This window comes from Streptomyces sp. NPDC086519 (assembly GCF_040686075.1).
Lineage (GTDB): Bacteria > Actinomycetota > Actinomycetes > Streptomycetales > Streptomycetaceae > Streptomyces > Streptomyces shenzhenensis.
In genome coordinates, this window is the sequence record NZ_JBFBJL010000005.1 from 39,965 (window position 1) to 60,691 (window position 20,727).

Annotated in this window: 20 protein-coding genes; 7 read left to right on the forward strand and 13 right to left on the reverse strand. The window is 68.7% G+C overall.

Annotated features, from left to right (window positions below):
- The first annotated feature begins 195 nt into the window (after positions 1-195).
- The 4 genes from AB0P24_RS06990 (at position 196) to AB0P24_RS07005 (ending at position 2,214) form a co-directional block, all read left to right on the forward strand.
- Positions 196-456: a hypothetical protein gene (locus AB0P24_RS06990; protein ID WP_365791176.1), complete on the forward strand. Its 261-nt coding sequence runs from the start codon at positions 196-198 to the stop codon at positions 454-456.
- Positions 428-955, forward strand: a complete 528-nt coding sequence (locus AB0P24_RS06995) for a DUF6879 family protein (RefSeq protein WP_365791177.1) — start codon at positions 428-430, stop codon at positions 953-955. Before AB0P24_RS06990 ends, AB0P24_RS06995 begins: the two co-directional genes overlap by 29 nt.
- Before the next feature lie 23 nt (positions 956-978).
- Positions 979-1,830, forward strand: coding sequence for a helix-turn-helix transcriptional regulator (locus AB0P24_RS07000; protein ID WP_365791178.1), 852 nt, complete (start codon positions 979-981; stop codon positions 1,828-1,830).
- Positions 1,831-1,950: 120 nt separating this feature from the next.
- Positions 1,951-2,214 (forward strand): hypothetical protein, encoded by a 264-nt coding sequence (locus tag AB0P24_RS07005; protein ID WP_365791179.1) that lies wholly within the window; start codon positions 1,951-1,953, stop codon positions 2,212-2,214.
- An 813-nt stretch (positions 2,215-3,027) separates the two neighbouring features.
- Here AB0P24_RS07005 and AB0P24_RS07010 read toward each other — a convergent pair.
- From AB0P24_RS07010 to AB0P24_RS07030, 5 genes are all read right to left on the reverse strand, one after another.
- Entirely contained in the window at positions 3,028-3,807 is a 780-nt protein-coding gene (locus AB0P24_RS07010) for an SDR family oxidoreductase (RefSeq protein WP_365791180.1), read from the reverse strand.
- A gap of 405 nt (positions 3,808-4,212) precedes the next feature.
- Complete coding sequence (locus tag AB0P24_RS07015) at positions 4,213-5,313, reverse strand: NAD(P)-dependent alcohol dehydrogenase (RefSeq protein WP_365791181.1); 1,101 nt, start codon at positions 5,311-5,313, stop codon at positions 4,213-4,215.
- Positions 5,310-6,539 carry an FAD-dependent oxidoreductase gene (locus AB0P24_RS07020; protein ID WP_365791182.1) on the reverse strand — a complete coding sequence of 410 codons (1,230 nt, stop codon included), beginning with the start codon at positions 6,537-6,539 and terminating at the stop codon, positions 5,310-5,312. The genes AB0P24_RS07015 and AB0P24_RS07020 overlap by 4 nt, the downstream gene beginning before the upstream one ends.
- A 5-nt stretch (positions 6,540-6,544) precedes the next feature.
- Positions 6,545-6,739 (reverse strand): ferredoxin, encoded by a 195-nt coding sequence (locus AB0P24_RS07025; protein ID WP_365791183.1) that lies wholly within the window; start codon positions 6,737-6,739, stop codon positions 6,545-6,547.
- A gap of 41 nt (positions 6,740-6,780) precedes the next feature.
- Entirely contained in the window at positions 6,781-8,061 is a 1,281-nt protein-coding gene (locus tag AB0P24_RS07030; RefSeq protein WP_365791184.1) for a cytochrome P450, read from the reverse strand.
- 150 nt (positions 8,062-8,211) lie between these two features.
- Between AB0P24_RS07030 and AB0P24_RS07035 the strand changes: the two genes are divergently transcribed.
- Positions 8,212-8,898 carry a TetR/AcrR family transcriptional regulator gene (locus AB0P24_RS07035; RefSeq protein WP_365791185.1) on the forward strand — a complete coding sequence of 229 codons (687 nt, stop codon included), beginning with the start codon at positions 8,212-8,214 and terminating at the stop codon, positions 8,896-8,898.
- A gap of 73 nt (positions 8,899-8,971) precedes the next feature.
- On the opposite strand, the gene AB0P24_RS07040 is transcribed toward AB0P24_RS07035, so the two are convergent.
- The 3 genes from AB0P24_RS07040 to AB0P24_RS07050 form a co-directional block, all read right to left on the reverse strand.
- Entirely contained in the window at positions 8,972-10,420 is a 1,449-nt protein-coding gene (locus AB0P24_RS07040) for an aldehyde dehydrogenase (protein WP_365791186.1), read from the reverse strand.
- Positions 10,421-10,578: 158 nt separating this feature from the next.
- Complete coding sequence (locus AB0P24_RS07045; protein ID WP_365791187.1) at positions 10,579-10,947, reverse strand: hypothetical protein; 369 nt, start codon at positions 10,945-10,947, stop codon at positions 10,579-10,581.
- Positions 10,948-11,007: 60 nt separating this feature from the next.
- Entirely contained in the window at positions 11,008-12,135 is a 1,128-nt protein-coding gene (locus AB0P24_RS07050; RefSeq protein WP_365791188.1) for an oxygenase MpaB family protein, read from the reverse strand.
- 174 nt (positions 12,136-12,309) lie between these two features.
- Here AB0P24_RS07050 and AB0P24_RS07055 point away from each other — a divergent pair, with 174 nt between their 5' ends.
- The gene (locus AB0P24_RS07055; protein ID WP_365791189.1) at positions 12,310-12,966 is read left to right on the forward strand and encodes a TetR/AcrR family transcriptional regulator; all 657 of its coding nucleotides are present in this window, start codon (positions 12,310-12,312) and stop codon (positions 12,964-12,966) included.
- Between the two features lie 789 nt (positions 12,967-13,755).
- Here AB0P24_RS07055 and AB0P24_RS07060 read toward each other — a convergent pair.
- The 5 genes from AB0P24_RS07060 to AB0P24_RS07080 form a co-directional block, all read right to left on the reverse strand.
- The gene (locus tag AB0P24_RS07060) at positions 13,756-14,610 is read right to left on the reverse strand and encodes an alpha/beta hydrolase (RefSeq protein ID WP_365791190.1); all 855 of its coding nucleotides are present in this window, start codon (positions 14,608-14,610) and stop codon (positions 13,756-13,758) included.
- Between the two features lie 110 nt (positions 14,611-14,720).
- Complete coding sequence (locus tag AB0P24_RS07065; RefSeq protein WP_365791191.1) at positions 14,721-15,434, reverse strand: ABC transporter ATP-binding protein; 714 nt, start codon at positions 15,432-15,434, stop codon at positions 14,721-14,723.
- Entirely contained in the window at positions 15,431-16,246 is an 816-nt protein-coding gene (locus AB0P24_RS07070) for an ABC transporter ATP-binding protein (protein WP_365791192.1), read from the reverse strand. The genes AB0P24_RS07065 and AB0P24_RS07070 overlap by 4 nt, the downstream gene beginning before the upstream one ends.
- Positions 16,243-18,270 carry an ABC transporter permease gene (locus AB0P24_RS07075; protein ID WP_365791193.1) on the reverse strand — a complete coding sequence of 676 codons (2,028 nt, stop codon included), beginning with the start codon at positions 18,268-18,270 and terminating at the stop codon, positions 16,243-16,245. The genes AB0P24_RS07070 and AB0P24_RS07075 overlap by 4 nt, the downstream gene beginning before the upstream one ends.
- Before the next feature lie 100 nt (positions 18,271-18,370).
- Positions 18,371-19,636 carry an ABC transporter substrate-binding protein gene (locus tag AB0P24_RS07080; protein ID WP_365791194.1) on the reverse strand — a complete coding sequence of 422 codons (1,266 nt, stop codon included), beginning with the start codon at positions 19,634-19,636 and terminating at the stop codon, positions 18,371-18,373.
- Between the two features lie 308 nt (positions 19,637-19,944).
- Here AB0P24_RS07080 and AB0P24_RS07085 point away from each other — a divergent pair, with 308 nt between their 5' ends.
- Positions 19,945-20,694 carry a hypothetical protein gene (locus tag AB0P24_RS07085; protein WP_365791195.1) on the forward strand — a complete coding sequence of 250 codons (750 nt, stop codon included), beginning with the start codon at positions 19,945-19,947 and terminating at the stop codon, positions 20,692-20,694.
- The last annotated feature ends 33 nt before the right edge of the window (positions 20,695-20,727 follow it).

Genomic DNA, 20,727 nt, shown 5'->3' on the forward strand with positions numbered 1-20,727 from the left:
AGCGTTGGCCATGCCCCGGGAGGCTCCGCCGCCTCGCCGGGGTTTCGTCGTACCTGGCGACGCTAGGAGTGCGCACACGGCGACAGCCAGCAATGTGCACCGATGTACACGCGACTTGTTTGTGGTCTTGACCTGCCATGTTCCATCCACGACGGTGGTGTACATCGCTGAACACGAACCGTGCAGGAGGCGGCCATGCCCCTACAGTTCATCGGAATCGACCCGAACACCGGCACAGGCGAAAGCCCAACCGTCTGGGTCGACGACAGCACGAACGAACTCGTCATCCAGGGATGGAAGCCAGGCCCTGAGCTCGAAGCGCAATGCGCCGCGTTCGAGGTGCCAGGGCATGCGACAGGCATCCCCGACCACGAGGCAGTTGTCCGGATCCCGGCCCGCATGGTGCCGGCCCTACGAAAGGCGTGCGATGTCGCAGAGCGTGCCCAGCTTCGATGACCTCCTCGACGGCGCCGAGCACACTGCCGTCCACCTGGAGATGCGAGACGCCTACGGAGTGGCCAGCGAGGCCGACGACTTCGCCCGATGGAAGGCCACAGGCGAACGGGACACCGACCCGGACTCCCCGTACTGGGGGCCGTGGACCAGGCTGATCCGGCGGACCGTCGCCCGCGGCGTGACCGTGCGCCGCGCCCGGATCGTCTCCGAACCCGTGAGCGACTACATCCGGTACGAACACGCGAGCACCAACGTCAACCTGGCGGCCGGCGAAGAAGTGCGGTGGCTCGCCCGTCGGCGAGCCTCGGACATCGCCCTGCCCGGCAACGACTTCTGGCTGATCGACGGACGCCTGATCCGCTGGAACCATTTCACCGGAGACGGAGCCTCGGGAGGCGGGGAGATCAGCGACGACCCAGCTGCGGCCAGGCTGTGCGCCGACGCCTTCGACGCCGTGTGGGCGCGCGCGATTCCCCACGAGAACTACAAGATCAGCTAACGCGAAAGTGACCAGGCCAGCTCATGCCTCTCTCCCCGTCCTCCTCGGCCCAGGCCGCCCGCGAAGCCGTCGCCGGGCGCCTGAAAGAACTCCGTGCCGACACCGGGATCACCGGGTCCGAGCTGGCCACACGCTGCGGCTGGAGCCACCCGAAGACCTACCGGATCGAAGCCGCACGCACTCCGCCCTCGGCAGACGACATCCGCCGCTGGTGCGAAGCCTGCGGGGCCCAGGATCAGGCCGACGACATCATCGCCCAGTCCCGTACTGCCGAGTCCATGTACGTCGAATGGCGGCGCAAGGTCCGCACAGGTCTGAAGCAGCTGCAGAACAGCTATGTCCCGCTGTTCAAGGCCACCAAGCTGTTCCGGGTCTACTCGCCAACCATGGTTCCCGGCCTGCTCCAGACCGAGGGCTACGCGCGCGGGCTGATGGCCTCGATCACCCGCTTCCGTGACATCCCCGACGACGTCGCTGCCGCTGTGGCCGCACGCCTCGAACGGTCCCGGATCATCCACGAGCCGGGTCACCAGTTCGCGATGGTCATCGAGGAGCCGGTGCTCCACTACCAGCTGGGGGATCCGGAGGCGATGGCCGCCCAACTCGGGTATCTGCTCACCGCAGGGGCCCTGCCGCAGGTGTCGCTCGGCATCATCCCCAGCGCCGTCCCGGAGCGCCCGATGTGGCCGCAGGAGGTGTTCCACGTGTACGACGAGAGCCTCGTGTCCGTGGAGTTGCTCGCGGCCCGGGTGCAGGTGACGCAGCCGTCCGAGATCGCCATGTACATCCGGGCGTTCGAGGAACTGCGCGCCATGGCCGTGTACGGGGCTGAGGCGCGCGCCCTGATCCTCAAGGCCATCGACGCCCTGGGCTGACGAAGGGGTGGGCACTGGTGCCCACCCCTTCAGGTCAGCGCGGCCGTCTTGGCGAGAGGGGCTAATCTCCTCGGGATGTTCGACATGCTGGGGTCTTGTTGATCAATGAGGGGGTATCCGATGTCCGCACCTGACGCCGACAAGACGAAGCGAAAGCTGCGTCTGACATTCGAGTTCGAAGTTCCTCCTGGGGCGCCGGACGTGCGCACGAAGGCCCGCATGGGCGCCGTAAGCGAGTTGACGGCGGCCATGCAGGCGGCGGCTCTTCGCGAGTTGCCGTGGGCGACGTCGATGACCGTTCGGCACGAGTGGATGTACGCCTGGTACGACGAGACGACTCCTGTGCCGCTCACGGCCCACGACGCCGTTGAAGATGCACTCTGACCTCAGACGCACGAAAGCGGCCCCGCCCTCCCGAAGGAGAGCGGGGCCAACGCCTGCGTGAAGGGAGTCCTGCGGCGCCAACGCTGCCCGGAGTGTGCAACGCGCAAACGGCGAGGTGCCCGCTAACGTCCCGCCATGGACTACCTGGCAATAACCAGCACCGCCGCGGCTGGGCTCAGTGCCCTCGCCGCGATCGGCTCGTGGAACGCAGCACGCCGCGCCAACAAGACCAGCGCCCAGGCGCAGGCCACCGGCGAACGCGCCTACGAGACCGCCAATGCCGTGGCGCGCATCGAACGCGACCGTCGACGCGAGGAAAGACGACCACAGTTCGATCTGACGCTGGAGCCGAGAAGCCCGCAACACTCCATGCTCAACGTCCATCTGGCTGGCCCCGACGAACTGGGCGAGGTCGAGAGCGTCAGCATCCGTGTGGATGACGACGACAAGGACCGCACTCATCTAACGCCTGGCGGCGCCACCCGCGAGGACATCGACAACCAGATATGGGGCCCCTCCGATTCACCCCCGCCTTGTCGGAGTCGACCAGCGTGGCCGCACCGCTGGCCCATTCACCCTGCGAGTCGGGCGAGGCCGCCCCTTCCAGATGGAACCCACCCCCCCCCGCGGCCACTGGATGACGGGCACCACGCAGGAGCAGTGGCAGGACCAGTACCGAGGGCATTCTGTGCGTCTCGTTATCACCTGCCGCGTCGGAGACGAGGAGTGGATGTTGGCCCGGCCATGCCAAAAACAACCGTCACCCTTCGTTACCACCGATTACGGGACAGAGCCGCTCACCGTACAGACCCGTCAGTAGTAGATTGGACCGAGCTCACCACCGCTGGCGATGATCGGATCGCCGTTGAGCGCGACGCTGCGCGGGCTGGCCAGAAACGCGATCACTGCGGCGACCTCGCCCGGCGTGACGATCCGGCCGATCGAGATCGCCGCGCTGAACTCGCGTTCGACCTCCTCCACAGTCAGCCCGCGGGACTCGGCGTTGGCCGCCAGCGCCTTGGCCATGGTGTCGCTGCTGGTGGGGCCGGGGTGTACGACGGTGACGTTCACGCCACGTGGGCCAAGTTCGTCGGCGAGGTTCTTGGTCAGCGCGGCAACGGCGACATTGCGTATCGAGCCGGTTACCGAGCCGGTGCGCCGCGCCGCAGCGCCGCCGACGTTGATGATCCGGCCCCAGCCGCGCTCGACCATGCCGGGCGCGAACGCCCTCGCGCAGCGCAGATAGCCCCGCACCTTGACGTTGATCTCCGCTTCCAACGCTGACTCCGCGATCACGCCGGGGTTGGTCATGGCCGCGTTGTTGACCAGGATGTCGACGCCGCCCAACTGCTCAATGGCGGCCGCGGCCATGGTCGCTACCGAGGCGTCGTCACCGGTGTCCGCGCCGATCCCGATCACGCGCGCCCCGGTGTCGGCGGCGAGCGCAGCGGCCTGCTCGGCCGCCGCCTGCGCATTGCGGCCGACAAGTGCGACATCGGCCCCTTCCTGGGCGAGAGCCCGGCCCACTGCCAGGCCAATGCCCCGGCTGCCACCGGTGACCACCGCGCGTTTGTCCTTCAGCCTCAAATCCATGGCATGCTCTCCTCATTTGATCACCTCTCATTCGAGGCGGTGGCGACAGCCGCGTTCGCCGCGGGCGGCCCGGACGGTTTCCTGAGCACGCCTCAGTAGATGAGATCGGTACTGTCCTGTTTCTGATGATCTTTTCGTGATGTCGTGCCTTGGCCGACGATCGTCGCAGTTCAGGCGGACGCCGTCTGCGACATCACACGTGGAATCTCAGTAGCAGTGTGGGGCGGCGACATGGCGCCTATAGCACCATGTCTCCATATCGGCGTCAGAGTCATGTTCTGGGGCTCATTGTGCGAGTTCGTCCAAGCCCAGCTGCGTGATCGACTCGATCAGGTCCTCCTTGGTGGCGAAACCTCGGTGGCGCGACGGATCGGGGCGACTCGTGGTCGACCTCAGTGTGATCTCTTAGCGTCGCGCCGGCAGGAGCACGGGCTTGACCGTGGTTCCCGCGATCGCGTCGGATTCCGCCTGATTGATGTCGTCCAGGGAGTAGGTACGGACGAGCTTTTCGAACGGGAAGAGCCCGCGCTCCCAGAAGCGGAGCAGCCTCGGCAGGAAGAGCTGGGGGACGGAGTTGCCCTCCAGGGAGAAGGTGAGGGTGCGCCCGGCCAACATCGCGGGCGGGACGGAGACCTCCTCGCTGCCGACACCGACCAGCACGGCCTTGCCTGGCCGGGCCAGGCATGCCACGGCCGTGCGCATCACACCGGGGACGCCCGTGGTGTCGAGGGTGAAGTCGACGCCCGGACCACCGTTGACGATCCGCGCGAGTACGTCGTCGGTGTCGCCCGGGACCGTGCGTGTCGCGCCGAGTTCGAGGGCGAGGTCGAGACGGCCGGGGACGAGGTCGACGACCACGATGTCGGCCGCACCGGCGATCTTGGCCGCCATGACGGCGGCGAGGCCGACTGCGCCCGCGCCGAAGACGGCGATTGACTGGCCGGCGCTCGGCGCCATCTCGTTGAGTACCGCGCCCGCCCCGGTCTGGAGCCCGCAGCCCAGAGGCCCCAGCAGTTCGAGCGGGAGTTTGCGGTCCACGACGACGGCGTTGCGCTCGGTGGCCACGGCGTGCTCGGCGAACGAGGACTGGCCGAACCACCGCACCGCGAGCGGGACACCGTCCCGGTCCGTCGCTCCGTGGGTGCCGTCGGTGCGCCGGCCCGTCATGTTGCGCTGCGAGAACTCGGTGCAGTAGGCGGGTGCCCCGCGCAGGCACGTCGCGCACCAGCCACAGGAGTCGAAGCTGAGCAGGACATGGTCGCCGACCTGAATTCTGGTCACCGCGGATCCGACCTGCTCGACTGCCCCGGACCCTTCGTGCCCGAGCACGACGGGTCCCAGCCGGGCCGCGAAACCGGGGTCACGGGGCATCATGTCGGTGTGGCACAGGCCGGCACCGGCGATGCGTACCAGGATCTCGTCCGGGCGCAGCGGACCCAGCTCGACGTCCTCGACGGCGAACGCGCGGTCGTGTCCGCGCAGTACCGCCGCGCGGGTAGTCGTCATCGGGTGCTCACCGACTTGGCCCGCACCAGTTCCACGGCCTCGTACCAGCTGCCGCGGGTGGCGATCAGCCGCCGCAACTTCATGATCAGTCGGGGTTCGTCCAGGGTGGCGGCCCCGATCACTCGGTCGCCGGTGCGATAGAGCGCGGTGAACCGGTCGTCGTCCGGCAGGCTGTCGACGAACTTGACGCTCTCAGCGGTCGCGGTGCCGACGAACTGGATGCGCCGGCCGTACCAGTCACTCCAGAAGTACGGGACCGTCTCGTACCCCCGCGCCTTCTCGGGGAAGAGTGCGTTCAGGGCTGCACGCGCCCCCTGGTCGGCTGCGTTCGTCCAGTTCTCCAGGCGCATGGTGGTGTCCATGAGCGCATTCGGCCAGTGCACGAGGTCGCCGGCGGCGTACACGTGCTCGTTGGACGTGCGCAGTTTGGCATCGCACACCAGTCCGCCGTCGACGGGATGGAGCTCCAGCCCGGAATCGCGGAGCCAGCCGGTGGCCGGTGCGGCGCCGACGCCGACGACGAGCAGATCGGTTTCAAGGGTCTCGCCGGTACTCAGAGTGACGGCGGTGATGTGCCCGTCACCGACGATCTTCTCCAGCGCCGTGCCGCGCAGCAGTCGTACTCCGTTACGCCCGTGGAGGCCGGAGACCGCGGCACCGACGGTTTCGCCGAGGGCGCGGACCAGCGGAGTGGCGGCGGCCTCCACGATCGTCACCCGGGCGCCCAGTGCGTGCGCCGAGGAGGCGACCTCCGAGCCGATGAAGCCGGCGCCGACGATGACCACGTTCTTCGCGTCCCGCAGCGCGTGGCGCAGCGCGGCCGCCTCCGAGAGCGTGCGCAGGGTGTGCACGCCGGTGAGCGGGGGTGTCCCGGCCAGGGGGCGGGCGTCCGCGCCCGTCGCGACGATCAGCTTGTCGTAGGCGAGGGGCGTGCCGCCGACGGTGACGGTGCGGGAGGCGAGGTCGACACCGGTGGCTTCCGCTCCGAGGCGCAGTTCGACGTCGAGTCCGGCGAGTTCCGCCTCGTCGACGTAGAAGGTCGGCTCGGCGTCCTGCTCGGTGAGGAACGACTTCGACAGGGGAGGGCGGTCGTAGGGCAGCTGATGTTCCCGTCCGACCAGTACGATCCGGCCACGGAAGCCGCCTCGCCGCGCGGCCTGGACGGCTCGCAGTCCCGCGAGGCAGCCACCGATCACCACGAGGCCGGCACCAGTGGTCGACGTCATGGCCATCAGTCCTCGACGATCGAGAGGGCGAGCGCGGGGCAGGAGCGCACGGCGTCCTCGACTTCCGCCCGCTGCGGGTCGTCGATGTGCTCGCGCAGGAGGACGAGACCGCCGTCGTCGCCCACCTCGAAATAGTCGGGTGCGACCGACTCGCAGATGCCGATGCCGGTGCAGCGGCCACGGTCCACCTTGATCTTCATGCCATGCGTCCTTACTGAACTGAATTGCCGGTTATGAATTGCTAGCTGGGGATGACGACGGGCAGGTGGCGGATGCCGTGGATGAATTCGCTCTGGAGCATTTCCGGCTCGCCCACCCGCATGTCGGGGAGCTTGGTGAGGATGTTGGAGAAGAGGGCGCGCAACTGCGCCTTCGCGATCCCGTTGCCGAGGCAGAAGTGGACGCCTCCGCCGCCGAAGCCGTAGTGCGGGACGGGCGTCCGCCTCAGGTCGAAGCGGTGCGGCGCGTCGAACACCTCCTCGTCGCGGTTGGCCGAGGCGTAGAAGACGACGACCTTGTCGCCGGCGAGGATCTCCTGGCCCCCCAGTTCCAGGTCCTGGGTCGCGGTGCGGGCGAACTCGACGACCGGTGAGGCGTGGCGGATGAACTCCTCGATGGAGGCGGCGATACGGCCGTCGAAGTCCTCCGTCAGCCAGGCCTTCTGGTCCGGGTGCTTCCACAGCTGGACGACACTGTGCGAGGTGGTCTGCTTGGTGGTGTCGTTCCCGGCCACGCTGAGCAGCAGCATGGCCGACTGGATGTCGTCGTCCGAGAGCGGCTTGCCGTCGAACTCGGCCTGTGCGAGCGCCGTCGCGATGTCGTCCGTGGGGTGGGTGCGGCGGTGCCGGACGAGGTCGAGCCCGATCTCGCGCAGCACGCGCATCTGCCGCATCGCGAACTGGGTGCGGTCCGTGCCGCCGTTGATCTCCGGGTCGTCGGCCCCGACGAAGCGGTCGCCGGCCTCGGCGAACGTCTCGACCAGTTCCTCGGGGACGCCGACGAGGTCGGCCACCGTCATCATCGGCAGCTTCGCCGAGACCTCGGTGACGAAGTCGATCTCGCCGGCCCCCATGACGCGGTCGACGATCCGTGCGGCGCGCTGCTCGATCAGCCCACGCAGCCGGTTCACGGCCTTGGGGGTGAACCCTGCGCTCATGATGCGGCGGTAGCGCGTGTGCTCGGGGGGGTCCATGGTGAGGAAAGTCGGCGACGGCACGAGCGAGGGGTCCGCCGGCCGGAACATGACCGAGCGGCCGTGCTTCTTCGCGTCGGAGCTGAACATTTCGTGGTTGCGGCTCACGAAGGCGACGTCCTCGGCACGTACCACGGCCCAGAAACCCGGCTCCCCATGCACCTCGGGCAAAAGCTCGGGGGTCTCCAGCGGAGGGTGCCAGCTCACCGGTGCGTTCTTCCGCAGCCAGCCGAACGTCTCGTCCCGCTCGACGAAGGAGCGCGACCAGAATTCGGCGCTCGATATGTCCTTGTCCGTAGTGAACGGGTGTGCGTGTGTGGGTACCGGCATGGTAAGTGCCTCTCGCTGTGCATTTTCCTCGATGGCAGTCACGAAGATAGCGCGCCGGGGTGGATCGGTAAACTCCTGTAAACCAATAATTTCATGCGAGGGTGTATGGGACAATGACGGCCTGGTGGGGCGGACGAAGAGGGGCCACGCGTGACGAAGAAATCGACCGGCGAGTCGGCTGAGCAGGCCGTCGGTCCACGGGCCGGTTCCCGTCGCACGCCCAATCGAAAGGGCGAAGGCGGACGCCTGCGTGTCGACCTGCTCGACGCCGCTGCCCGGGTGCTGGCCGAGAAGGGGCCCTCGGGAGTGACACTGCGGTCGGTGGCCAGAGAGGCCAATGTGACCGCACCCGCGCTCTACCTCCACTTCGAGGACAGAGGCGATCTGATGTGGCACCTCTTGCTCAGGGCGTGGGACGAGCTCGCGAAGGTGATGGATCAGGCCGACCGAAAGGCAGCCGGCGAGGGGCCGTTCGCGCAGCTGGAGGCACAGCTCGCCGCCTATGTCGAATACGCGACCCGGAACCCGACCAACTACGAGTTGCTGTTCTCGGCCTCTCCCGACCACGCCCGTGTGGTGCAGGAGGACTACGCCACGCCCTGGCCGGTCTACGACACCCTGGAGCGGGCCGTCGCACGGTGCCGTGAGGCGGGCTTCGTCATGCCTCTGGGGCAAGACGACGTCGACCCGACGACCGTACTGCTGTTCGTCATCGCTCACGGCCGGGTCGCCCTGGGCCATGCGACGAAACGGCCTGCCTTCCAGGGGAAGGACGATGCTCAGGCGTTCGTCGCCGCTTCGTTGCGCGCTCTCGTCAGACCGCCCGCGTCTTCCTGACCGGAGCGCCCCACCTGCATGCGCGAGCACTTTCAGGGGGATTACCCGCGCGGTCGCTCTCGTCACCTCCGGTTCAGGCGATGCCGTAGATGCTCTTGAGTTGCTGGTAGGAGGCCAGACCCTCGGGGCCGAGTTCGCGGCCGAGACCGCTGTCCTTGACGCCGCCGAAGGGTGCGCCGAGGTCCAGCGCGTATCCGTTGATGCCGACGCTTCCTGTACGGACCCGGCGGGCGACAGCGAGGGCGCGCTCGCTGTCGGTGCCCCAGACGGTGCCGCCGAGGCCGTAATCGGAGTCGTTGGCGATACGGACGGCGTCGTCGACATCGTGGTACGGCAGCACGCACAGGACCGGTCCGAAGATCTCCTCGCGGGCCGGGGTGAAGTCGTTGTCCACGTCCGCGAAGATCGTCGGCTCCACGAACCAGCCGCGGTCCAGGCCCTGCGGCCTACCGCCGCCGGTGGTGATCCGCCCGCCTTCCGCGCGGCCCTTGGCGATGTAGCCCTCCACGCGCTCGCGCTGCCGTCGGGAGACGAGCGGGCCGACGCGCGTCCCCTCGTCGAGCGGGTCGCCGATGCTGAGGGAGCCGAAGTAGTCGGTGAGCAGGTCGACCACCTCGCCGTAGCGGCTGCGCGGGGCGAGGACGCGGGTGCCGATCAGACAGGTCTGCCCGTTGTTGTTCAAGGTCGCGCGGAAGAACGCGTCGAGGTTGGGCTCCAGGTCCGCGTCGTCGAGGACGATCGCGGCGGACTTGCCCCCCAGCTCCAGGGTGACCGGACGCAGCAGCCTGCCGCACTGCTCGGCGATTGCCCGGCCGGTGGCGGTGGAACCGGTGAAGGCGACCTTGTCCACGCCGGGATGACCGACGAGGTAGCCGGAAGCCTCACGGTCGGCGGGCACGACGTTCACCACGCCGGGTGGAAGGCCGGCCTCCCTGACGGCCTCGGCCAGCAGGAAGGCGTCGAGGGCGGTCTCCGACGCGGGCTTGAGGACGACCGTGCAACCTGCCGCGAGGGCCGGCCCCAGCTTGAACATGGTCAGGGTCTGCGGGAAGTTCCACGGCACGATCGCGGCGACCACCCCGACCGGGGCACGGCGTACGACGGTGGTGCCGTTGCCGGCCACCGCCGGGCGGGACTCCTCGACGCCGGTTTGCCGGGCAAGGGCGGCGTAGTACCGCAGTACGGCGGCGCCGATGACGGCCTCCGAGCGGCGGCTGGTCACGATGGGCATGCCGTTCTCACGGCTGACGAGCTGCGCGAACTGCTCGCCGCGCTTGCCCAGCATGTCGGCGAGCCGTTCCATCGCCTCGGCCCGGCGGCCCGGCTCCCATGTCGCCCACCCGGTCGGGTCGTCGAAGGCGCTGCGGGCAGCGGCGACGGCAGCGTCGACATCGGCCGACACCGCCTCTGGCACCCGTCCGATGGGCTCTTCGGTGGTCGCCGAGGCGACGGTGATCGTCGCCGCCGACGACGGTGCGATCCAGTCGCCGCCGATGAACAGAGAGTCGTATGTGTGTTCCATTGTTTGCATGCTCCTTCGGAAGTGCAGGCCCGGTCAGCAGACGTAGTACTCGCCGCTGGCACGGACCGTGATGTCGCTGAGGCGGACTGCAGGGGTGCGGACGTCCGTCGGGCGTCGGCCCAGACGACGTCGATGGCAACGAGCACAGGGGCGATGCGCTAATCGCCGAGTTCGGCCAACTGGAGGGTCGCGTCGCGGAACGGGGGCTGCTGTATCTGCTGCAGGGCCTTGGGTCCGGCCGCCGACTGGAGCGTGCAGGAGGCGGCCGCCTCACGCGTCGACCACCCTGCCCGCTCCCGCACCGCGAGATCGTTTGCACGCTCGGCGAGCCCGCTGGGGTCGGCCGGCTTGTCGAAACCCGGATCGGCGATGATGGTGAAGAAGACTCCCCTGCGGGTCACGACGTCCTCAACCCGCCGGCCCGCAGCCGCGCTGTCCTGGGTCCGGTCGTGGCCGTCGAGCTCGCCGAGCAGCACCAGTACGTCCCGGACGAGCACATGCGCGGCTTCGACTCCGGCTTGGGACATGAGAAGCCCGGCCTTTCAAGGGAGATTGAAGGGTGCGGGTCAGGGGATATGGGCGACGGACTACGCCGCCGTCCTGTTCGGTGCGTCGGGGAGCAGCCCTGCCTTCGCCTGGCGCTGAAGTTCACGGGCCGACTCGATCAGCTTCACCGCGTCGGGGCCCCACATCAGCCGCATCATGTGGCGTTCCGTCTGCGGCTGCTGGGCCAGCCAGATCAGCGGCAGCATGGTCTTGGTCGATGCGACGGCCATGGCGTTCTTGACCGGTCCGATGCCCATGTTGCGCCGGGTCTTGCCCGAGACGGCACCCAGGATCGGGTACCGGAACAGCTTCTGACTCAGCAGCAACTGGGCCTGGATGCGCAGTTGGGAGACGTGGAAGTTCTTCTTGATCGAGTCATGCTGGATCTTGTGGAAGCTCTGTCCGGTCGCGGGGATGACGTCCATGGTCCGGCTGGGCGTGAACATGTCGTCGTACTTCTCGTAGAGCGCCTTCAGCTCGGCCATGGTCGTGGGGATCTCTCCCTCGGGCGAGTCGAATAGGCGGCAGTACACGGCCACCTCGGCGATGTACTGGTCGCGCTGCTCGGGGGTGAGGCGGTGCGGGGCCTTGCCGTCGCGGAAGGCGAGGTTCTCGTAGACCCACAGCATGGTGTGCATCTCGGTGAGCGCCGCCCACATGGCCTCGCGCGGGCCGTTGGCCTGGTAGCCGCCGAGCTCGGGATGGGCGATGTCGATGAGGTCACCGGCCACCTTGGCGTGGATGTTGTGCAGGTGCTGGGCAACGCGGCGGGCGGTGGGGGTGTCACCGAGCCACATGGGGGCGTGGATCCCGGAGTTCCGCTGCTGCCGGTCGAAGCGGTCGAAGATGGTGAGTTCGCCCTTGCGCGCCTTGCGCGAGATCGGGTCCCAGTCGCGCACGCCCGCCAGGATCGGCTTGTACGTCAGCTGGAGCACGAACTGCGCGGGGCTCTGGAAGAAGACAGTGGCCGGGTGCAGCAGCACGTCCCACGCGATGCTGCCCGGCCCGAACACGCCGTAGTCCGGCGTCCCGTCCTCCTTGAGGGAGCCGCCCGCGGGGGTCGGCTCGCCGAACCGGCGCCACCGTGACTCGGTGCCGAGCATGCGCTCTTTGGTGACGACCGGGTCGACCCGGCCGGCAGTCTTCGGGCTCTTGTCTGTGGCAGCCATACCGAACTCCTTTGTTCACCGATGGGCGAGGAAGGCGCTGGACCGGGCGGCCGTCGTCTCCGGCGCAACGCTCCCGAGGGGCCCGCCGAGTCAGGCCGTATGAGACCGAGGCGACTCCCTCAAAGTCGCTTGTTAAGCGTTCAGCAATGATTTGGAAGATAGTAAGCTCGGCACATGCCGTCAACCCCGCTGAACTCGGAAACCGCAGCTCCCGCCCCGCCGCGCACCAAGCAGGAGCGGCGCGACCAGGCGGAACGAGCACTCCTGGACGCCGCGAGTCGGCTCGTCGCGCGCAGGGGCGTTGACCAGACCTCGGTGGCGGATGTCGGCGCGGAGGCCGGATACAGCCGAGGGCTGGTCAACCACCACTTCGGATCCAAGGTGGTGCTGCTGCAACGCGTGGCGCGAGAGAGTCAGCGGGGGATTGTCGAGATCATCGACGGCCTCACCGGGGATCCGCTGGAGTTGCTGGTCGGGCTGGTCCGCTCCTACCTCACCTGGGTCGCCCGGGAGCCAGAGGCCGCCCGTGCCTTCTTCGCGCTGTGGGGTGCGTCCCTGCCCGAGGAATCGGTCGTGCGGGAAGTGTTCGTGGAGTTCGACCGCGTTATCCGGGCCAAGCTCGAGACGTACGTGCGCTCCGGTCAGGAGGGCGGGACGGTCAGGACGGACGTCGACCCGGCCGGCGTGGCGGCCGCGATCACCGGGATGCTGCGCGGCACCGCGGCCCAACTGCTGGTGGCACCTGAGGCGTTCGCCCTGGAGGTGGCGTGTACCACATGTGAGCAGTTCGTCCGCCGCATGCTGGCCGCGCCCGGTGAAACCCGCCGCTGAACGTAAACGGGCCGTCGCGCGCAGCACAGGACCGGTGAGACAGGCCGCTGCCGGAATTGAGAACGAGGCTGTCGGCCTGCAGCACAGTCCGACTCGGCATCAAGCCACACCTGCTGACCTGAGCACTTCTGTCGATCAGGACGGCGGCGAAGAACGGGCCACTCCGGCTCAACGCCCTCGAACTGCTGATCGGGCACCTCCTGTCGGCCCCGGTCCACCGCTCACACGCGGCTGCACCGCACTCCGCACGCACCGCACTACGGGGAGCGCCGCCGACGAGGGGCACCTCGCCCGCCACGTGGACCTCGCGGTGCGGGCCGGGCTGGTGGAGAGGGGCGAGGCGATGACGCTGCTCACCCGGTGGCGTTGCACCCCGGCGCGTGAGCACGGGGGACGCCTGTCCGGCGCGTTACGTCTCCTTGGTGCCCTCGGCCTTCCGGGCGAAGTCCCGATGTCGGAAGACCGTGCTCAACCGGGGATCAGCGCGGCCGTCCGGGGCGAGGAGGATCGGCTGTCCGGACCGGATCCCGAGCCCGCGCTCCCGCTCGGCCAAGTCGCCCCAGGAACCCAGCACATCGTTTCGACCACCATCCGGGTCACCGCCGATCCCCGTCCAGAACAGACGCCACTCACTCGATCGACAACCTCGCCTGCGCCGGCGATCCCGTCGGCGCGTGCTTCGACGGGATCGCGGCCCCGGCCGGTCAACGTGCATGAGGGCGCCGTCCTGGCAGCCGCCCGCCCCCATAACTGCTCGCGGTCTCGGGGACGCTGTCTCCAGCGCCGGGGTCAGCGGGCGAGGACGCGGTTCAGCCAGGCCAGCAGGTCGCTGACGATCTCCTGTTTGTTGGTCTCGTGGAACAGCTCGTGGCGGGCTGCGGGATAGATGAGATAGGCCACGTCGGTGAGGCCGGCCTCGCTGTAGCGTTCGACAAGCAGGTTGCTGAGTGAGAGATCGGCGTTCAGCGGGTCGTGATCCCCGACCAGGACGCAGATGGGCAGATCCGCCGGGATGCCCTTGGGCTGGGCAAGTGACGCCGAGGCGATGGTGACGTCGGCCATGCCCTGGGCGTCGAGGCTGAAGCCGCACATGGGGTCGGAGAGGTAGGCGTCGACGGCCGGTTCGTCCCGGCTGAGCCAGTCGAACGGCGTGCGGCTCGGCTGGAACGCCTGGTTGAGCGCGAGCAGCGGGTCTCCTCCCTCCGCGGCTGCCTGCGCCTGTGCCGCGAGCATGACGTCGACCGCGGTGGTACCGGCGAGGGCAAGGGCGTCGATCAGGTGGGCGTGGTCCAGGACGTACTGCTGTGAGGCGAAGGAACCGAGGCTGTGTCCGAGCAGCACCAGGGGCAGGCCCGGGTGCTGCTCGCGGATGGTCTCTGACAGGGTGACCATGTCACTGATGAGTCGGTTCCAGCCGTCGTCTCCGAGATGACCGGGCTCGGCGTGCCTGCTCAGCCCGTGTCCGCGATGATCGTTGGCGTAGACGGCATAGCCCTGAGTGGTCAGTGCTGCCGCGAGTGGGGCGTAACGGCCGGCGTGCTCTCCCATGCCGTGGGCGATCTGCACGACGGCTCGCGGTGGGGTGTCCGGCTTCCATTCGTGCACGTGGATCTGGACGCCGTCTTCGCTGTCGAAGGTGAACATCGGACTCCTTGTCTTGGTACGCGGGCAGCACTGAGCGTCCGGCCGAGTCGTAGGGGGGTGGGGCGGCCCGAGCCGTTCGGGCTCACGGCGGTTGTGGCCGCCCGGCCGGGTCAGGCGTGCTGCTCGCCGAGGTAGCCGGCGATGATTCGGGACTGGTCGGCGCGGAGTTCCTGAGCCGTGGCGTGCGCGGTGATCTCGCCGTGGGACAGGACGTAGCCGCGGTCAGCCATGTCGAGGGCGAGGCCGACGTGCTGTTCGACGAGCAGCACCCCGCAGCCGGTGTCGTCGGCATAGCGCCTGACTATGGGCAGCAACTCCTCGACGATGATGGGTGCCAGGCCGAGGCTCAGCTCGTCGAGCAGGAGCAGCTTGGGGCTGCGGGCCAGGGCCCGTCCCATGGCGAGCATCTGCTGCTCGCCGCCGGAGAGCAGTCCTGCCTTGCGGTCCTGGAGGCGGGACAGGGCGGGGAAGTAACGTTGGGCGGCCGCCTGGTCGAGGCGCTCGCCCCGGTGACCGAGGCGCAGGTGCTCCGCCACCGTGAGGCCGGAGAAGATGCCTCTTCCCTCCGGAACGTGGGCGATGCCGAGGCGGGCGCGGGTCGCTGCCGGGATCCTGCCGAGGTCCGTTCCGTTGAAAGTGATCGTGCCTGCGAGGGGGCGCAGCAGCGCGGAGACGGCCTTGAGCGTGGTGGTCTTCCCTGCGCCGTTGGCCCCGAGGAGGGCGACGACCTCTCCCGCGCCCACTTCGAGGTCGATCCCGCGGATGACAGCGGCTCCGTCGTATCCGGCGGTGAGGCCGGCCACCTTCAGGACTGGGGTACTCATGGTGTCTCCGGTGTGCTGGTCAAGGCCTTGGCGGAGCCACCGGTCGAAGTGCCGGACGCGGTGGCAGGCCGGACGGCGGATGCCCCGAGGTAGGCGGTGACGACGGCGGGGTCGGTTCGGACCTGTGCGGGTGTCCCGGAGGCGATCACCTTGCCGAACTCCAGGACGACGACGTGGTCGCAGATGCCCATCACGAGGCTCATGTCGTGGTCGATGAGGAGCAGCGCGGTGCCGGCTTCAGCGACGTTGCGCAGTCTGCGTCCCAGTTCGGCGCTCTCCGTCGTGTCCAGGCCGGCCGCGGGTTCGTCGAGACAGATGATGCGGGGCCGGGCGGCCAAAGCCCGGGCCACACCGACGAGTTTGCGTCTGCCCTGGGACAGTTCGTGTGCCGAGGCGTCGGCCAGGTCGTCGAGTCCCAGGGCCGCAAGGGCCTCCGGGACGGCGGGGTTCGGGGACGGGCGGCGCCCGAAGGTCTCGCCGAGCGCGGTCCACCACGTCGAAGGGTCCGCCGTGACCTGGAGGTTCTCCGCGACCGTGAGGTCTTCGAAGAGTTCGCTGCTCTGGAAGGTGCGGGCGAGTCCTCGGCGGGCTCGTACATGGGGAGGCCGTCCGGTCAGGTCCTTGCCATCCAGTGCCACTTTTCCCCGGGAGGCGACGAGGCCGGTGACCGCGTCCACGAAGGTGGTCTTGCCGGCCCCGTTGGGGCCAATCAGCCCCACGAGTTGGCCCTCGCCGACCTCCAGGGAGACATCGTTGAGCGCGTGGACGCCGCCGTAGCTGACGCCCAACTGCTGGACAGAGAGCACGTTCACGGTGCGACCTCCTTGGCTTCGGCAGTGGTACGGCCGAGGTGGATCTCCGGGGAGCCGACGGTGGATGCGCCGGCAGCCGGTGGTCCCGTCGTGGCCGCCGCGCGTTCCGCCCTCCTCGCTGTCCTCCGGCGGTGGGCGGCGCCCGCGATGCCGTCGGGGTTGGCGATCAGCGTCACGATCAGGGAGACGCCGCCGAAGAGCAGGGCCCAGGTCCCCTTGATCCCGAACCACTTGTCCAGGGCGTGGGGCAGCAGCGCCTCGGTGGACATCAGTCCCGCGATCACGGCTCCGGACACCATGGTGATGCCGCCGATGTAGGCGAAACCGATCAGCCCGAGGGCGGCCAGCGCGGTGAACCGGGCGGCGCTGACCGAGCCGAAGTTGTAGCCGTAGAGGGTGCCGGCGGCGCTGGCGATGAAGGAACTGATCCCGAACGCGGCGATCTTCACGCCCCGCACGTCGACACCGGCTGCCGCCGCGGCGCGCTCGTTGGAGCGGACGGCGAGCATCCGCCGGCCGAGTCCGGTGCGCCTGAGGTGGGCGACGTACAGTCCGAGGGCGACGGTGACGGCCAGGACGAGGAAGCCGAACATGGGGCTGGGTTCGTTGCCGTCCAGGCCGCGGAAGTCCGCTTTCGGTCCGAGGTCGATCCCGAACAGGCGCGGTGGGGGTACGGACACTCCGGCCGTTCCGCCGAACGAGGTGTTGTTGAACAGTGCCTGTTCCATGGCCAGGGCCGCGGCCAGGGTGACGACGGCCAGGCTCACACCCCGCACCCGCAGGGCGGAGACGCCTGCGGCCACTCCCAGCAGGGTGGCCGGCACTATTGCGCCGAGGGCGGAGAACGGGAACGGGATTCCCAGCCGGACCGAGAGGTGGGAGAGGACGAAGCCCGCGGTTCCGGAGAGCGCGAGCTGCATCACGGAGATCTGTCCCACGTAGCCGGTGATGACGACGTAGGACAGGACGATGACCATGCCGATCATCGAGTTCGTGAGTGCCTGGCGGAAATCGAACGGGAGCACTATCAGTGCGGCGGCGGCGACCGCTGTGGCCGTCAAGGCGGGACGCAGCAGCCGCTCGGGCAGGGGCACCGCGGGCAGCCGCTGTTCGACGAGTTCACCGCGGCGCGGCAGACCGGCGCCGCGCACGTACAGGGCGACGACCATCAGGGCGAAGACGAGGAGCTGCTGGAGGCCGGGCATGGCGTTGCCGTTGTCGGTCGGAAACCAGCTCTGCGTGGACAGGTAGTACACGATCGACTGGAGCACTCCGATGAGGATGCCCGAGGCGCAGGCGATCCACAGCGAGGTGAAACCGGCGAAGAGGGCGGCGGCCAGGGCCGGGACCACCTGCAAGGGCAGCGTCATGGAGTCCACCTGGACGATGGGCGCGGCCAGGACACCGAGGAGCCCGGCGACCAGGGCGGCCAGGAGTGTGTTGGCCATCGAGACGCTGTTGGGCGACAGGCCTGCCAGAAGAGCGGCCTGTTCGTTCTCCGAGGCCGCGCGGGTGGCCAGGCCGAAGCGGCTCCACCGGTACAGGGCCCCCAGGACCAGGGCGATCACGACGACCAGTCCGGCCAGGACGAAGCGGTCGGAGGGTGTGGTGACGCCCAGCATGGTGACGGTGCCGGCCGGAAGGATGCTCGGTGCCTGCTGCGGCTGCACCCCGAAGACCAGGAGCACGATGGCCTGCAGGGTGAGCAGGATGCCGAGGGAGGCCGCGAGTTTGGCCAGGGGCGAGACGGTGCGCAGCGGCTTGAAGACCGCCACCTCTGTCAGAACTCCGACGGCGAGCGCGACTGCGAGGGCACCGGCGAGAGCGGGTCCCACGGGCAGCGTGACCCCGAAGAAACCGGTGGTCAGGGCCCAGAAGGCATAGGCCGAGGCCATGGCGACCGCGCCGGTGGACAGGTTGATGATGCCCGAGCCCCGGTAGGTGACCACCACGCCGAGCGCGATGCCGGCGATCAGTGCCCCCTGGCCGAGGCCGAGCACGGCGAAGAGCAGGATCTGTTCCAATTCATGACTCCTGTCATGAGTCCGCACATCCGCGAGTCCGCGCTGCTGAGGCTGCGTCCGGCGGGGGCTGCGGCCTCAGCGGCGGCGGGGCGGGCGGGGCTCACTGGGGCGGGCGGATCCAGTCGGTCAGGGGCTTGAACTGGCCCTTGCCTTCGTACTGGTAGAACCTGGCCTGGTCGTTGCAGACGGCGGGGGCGGCCGGGTACTTGCCGCACTCGACCTCTGCGGCGCCCATGATGACCGGCCCGGTGAACTTCTTGAGCTGCTCGGTCACCGACGCGGGGGTGATCTTGTCCGGGCCGATGGCGTCGAGCACCTTCGCGTACGTCAGGATCGTGCTCCAGCCCAGCGGCGCGAAGACCTTGGACTGGTCGTCCTTGCCCAGCCCCGCCTGCGCCGAGGCCTTCAGGAACGCCTTGGAGTCGGCGGCCGAGGAGTCCATCGGCAGTGTCTGGGCGACGCCGTACGTCCAGGTGGGCAGGTCCCCTCCGAGCCCCTGGGCGACATCGGGGGACATGCACAGCGGCGTGGAGACCACCGGCTTGGTGACATTGAGCTGCTTCAGCGCCTTGGCGATCCCGACGCATCCGCCACCGATGGAGATGGGCACCACGACATCCGCGGTGTTCGCCCCGGCCGCGGTGACCGGGCCGATCAGATCGGTGGACTGCGCGTCGAATCCGACGGACTTCACCTTCAGACCGGCGGCTTCCAGGCCCTTCACCGCGGCCCCGGAGGCGATCTTGTCGCCGGGCGTGTTCGTGTGGATCACCGCCGCGGTCTTCGCCTTCAGTGCGTCACGGGCGTACGTGCCCCAGGTACCGAAGATGTGCGGCAGGTCGCCGAACGTACTGAAGGTGTTCTTCGCGCTGGGCATGGTCGGACCCGTCGCCACTCCGACCAGTACGGGCTTCTTCCCCGCGATCACGGAGTTGAAGGACGCGTCTCCGAGGTAGAGGTTGCCCACACCGATGGCGGAGACCTCTTTGGCGCCGAGCAGTTGCTGGCCGCACTTCTGCCCCTCCTCCTCGGCGGACACCACCGTGCAGACGTTCAGCTTCAGCGGGTGCCCGCCGATACCGCCCAACCTGTCGTTGACGTACTCCACGGCGGCACGGGCACCCAGGGTGGCCTCGGGGTTGCCGCCGGGGCCGCCCTCGACGTTCACCCAGCCCAGGGTGACCGGGTCGAGGCCGGCGTCGGCCTTACCCGCCTTTCCGCCGACGTAGCCGAGGTAGTCGGTCACGACGTCACTCGCCGAGCGGGAGTCCGCACTCGCGGAGGAGCCACCCCTGGAGGCGCCGGACGACGAGGGTGCGTTGGTGCCCGATCCGCCGCATGCGGCGATGCCCAGCAGGGGCGCCATGGCGGCGGAGACGAGGCCGAGTCTTAGGGGACGTGAGGTTGCGGGCATGCGGGATCCTCCAGGATCGGAAAACGGCAGGGCGGTGCCCGGCACGGCATGCGGGGAGAGCGCGGAAGGCAGAGAGGGCAGGAGGGCGCACAGGGATGACCGGTGCCTGGGTCCAGCCCGAGATACTTCGAAAGGCCAGGTGATCAGCGCTTTCGAGTTTCGTAACTTTCTTACGGATCGGGAATCTAGGTGTACGCTGGCGCCCTGTCAACGCCCCGGTTCACACCGAATTAACGATCATGCAATGGGAGGGGAAGGACATGACGGCGGACGCCGTGAGGCGCAGGCTCCCTCGGCGCACACCCGAAGAGACCCGGGCTCTCATGCTGGAGGCGGCCACCGAACTCGTCTGCGCCGGCACCTCTGACACGAGTGAGGCGGCTGTCTCCGCAGCCCTTGCTCATATCCGCGTCAAGCGGGTCACCGAGGAAGCCACCCGCATCATGCGGGAGAGGCTGGGCGACGACACGGCACCGGCGATCACGACCGGATCCATCTACCAGATCTGGCCCGCGCAGGCCGACTTCCAGGCGGATCTCCTCTTCCATCTCACCAGCCGACAGGCCGAACTGGTCCCGGGGCTGCCGGAGAGCATCCGTCGTTTCAAGGAGGCGGTCGACAGCGGCACGACCTGGCAGGAGGCTCTCAACGATGTCCTGACGGACAACCACGAGAACCACCGCGTGGACCCGATCTACCGCGTGCTGCTCGGCTTCTACGCCAGCGCCGCCAACCCACGCGTTCGCGACGCCCTGGGGCACTACGGCGAGTCGTTCACCGAGGTCGCCTGCGAGGCGTACCAGGCGCTGCTGGACGCCTACGGGCTACGCATGCGAGCGCCCTACAAGGTCGAACACCTCGCCACCACCATCGCCGCCCTGCTCGACGGCTTCCACATGCGCTGGATCGCCGGACACCCCAACCTGGAGGACCCGGAAGGAGAGGACGGCTGGTCCCTCGTCACCCGGGCCGCCGTGACGGTGTTCGACCAGTTCACCGAACCGGCGTAGTGGGTTCGCGCGGCCGTGCGTCGCTGCGCGCGG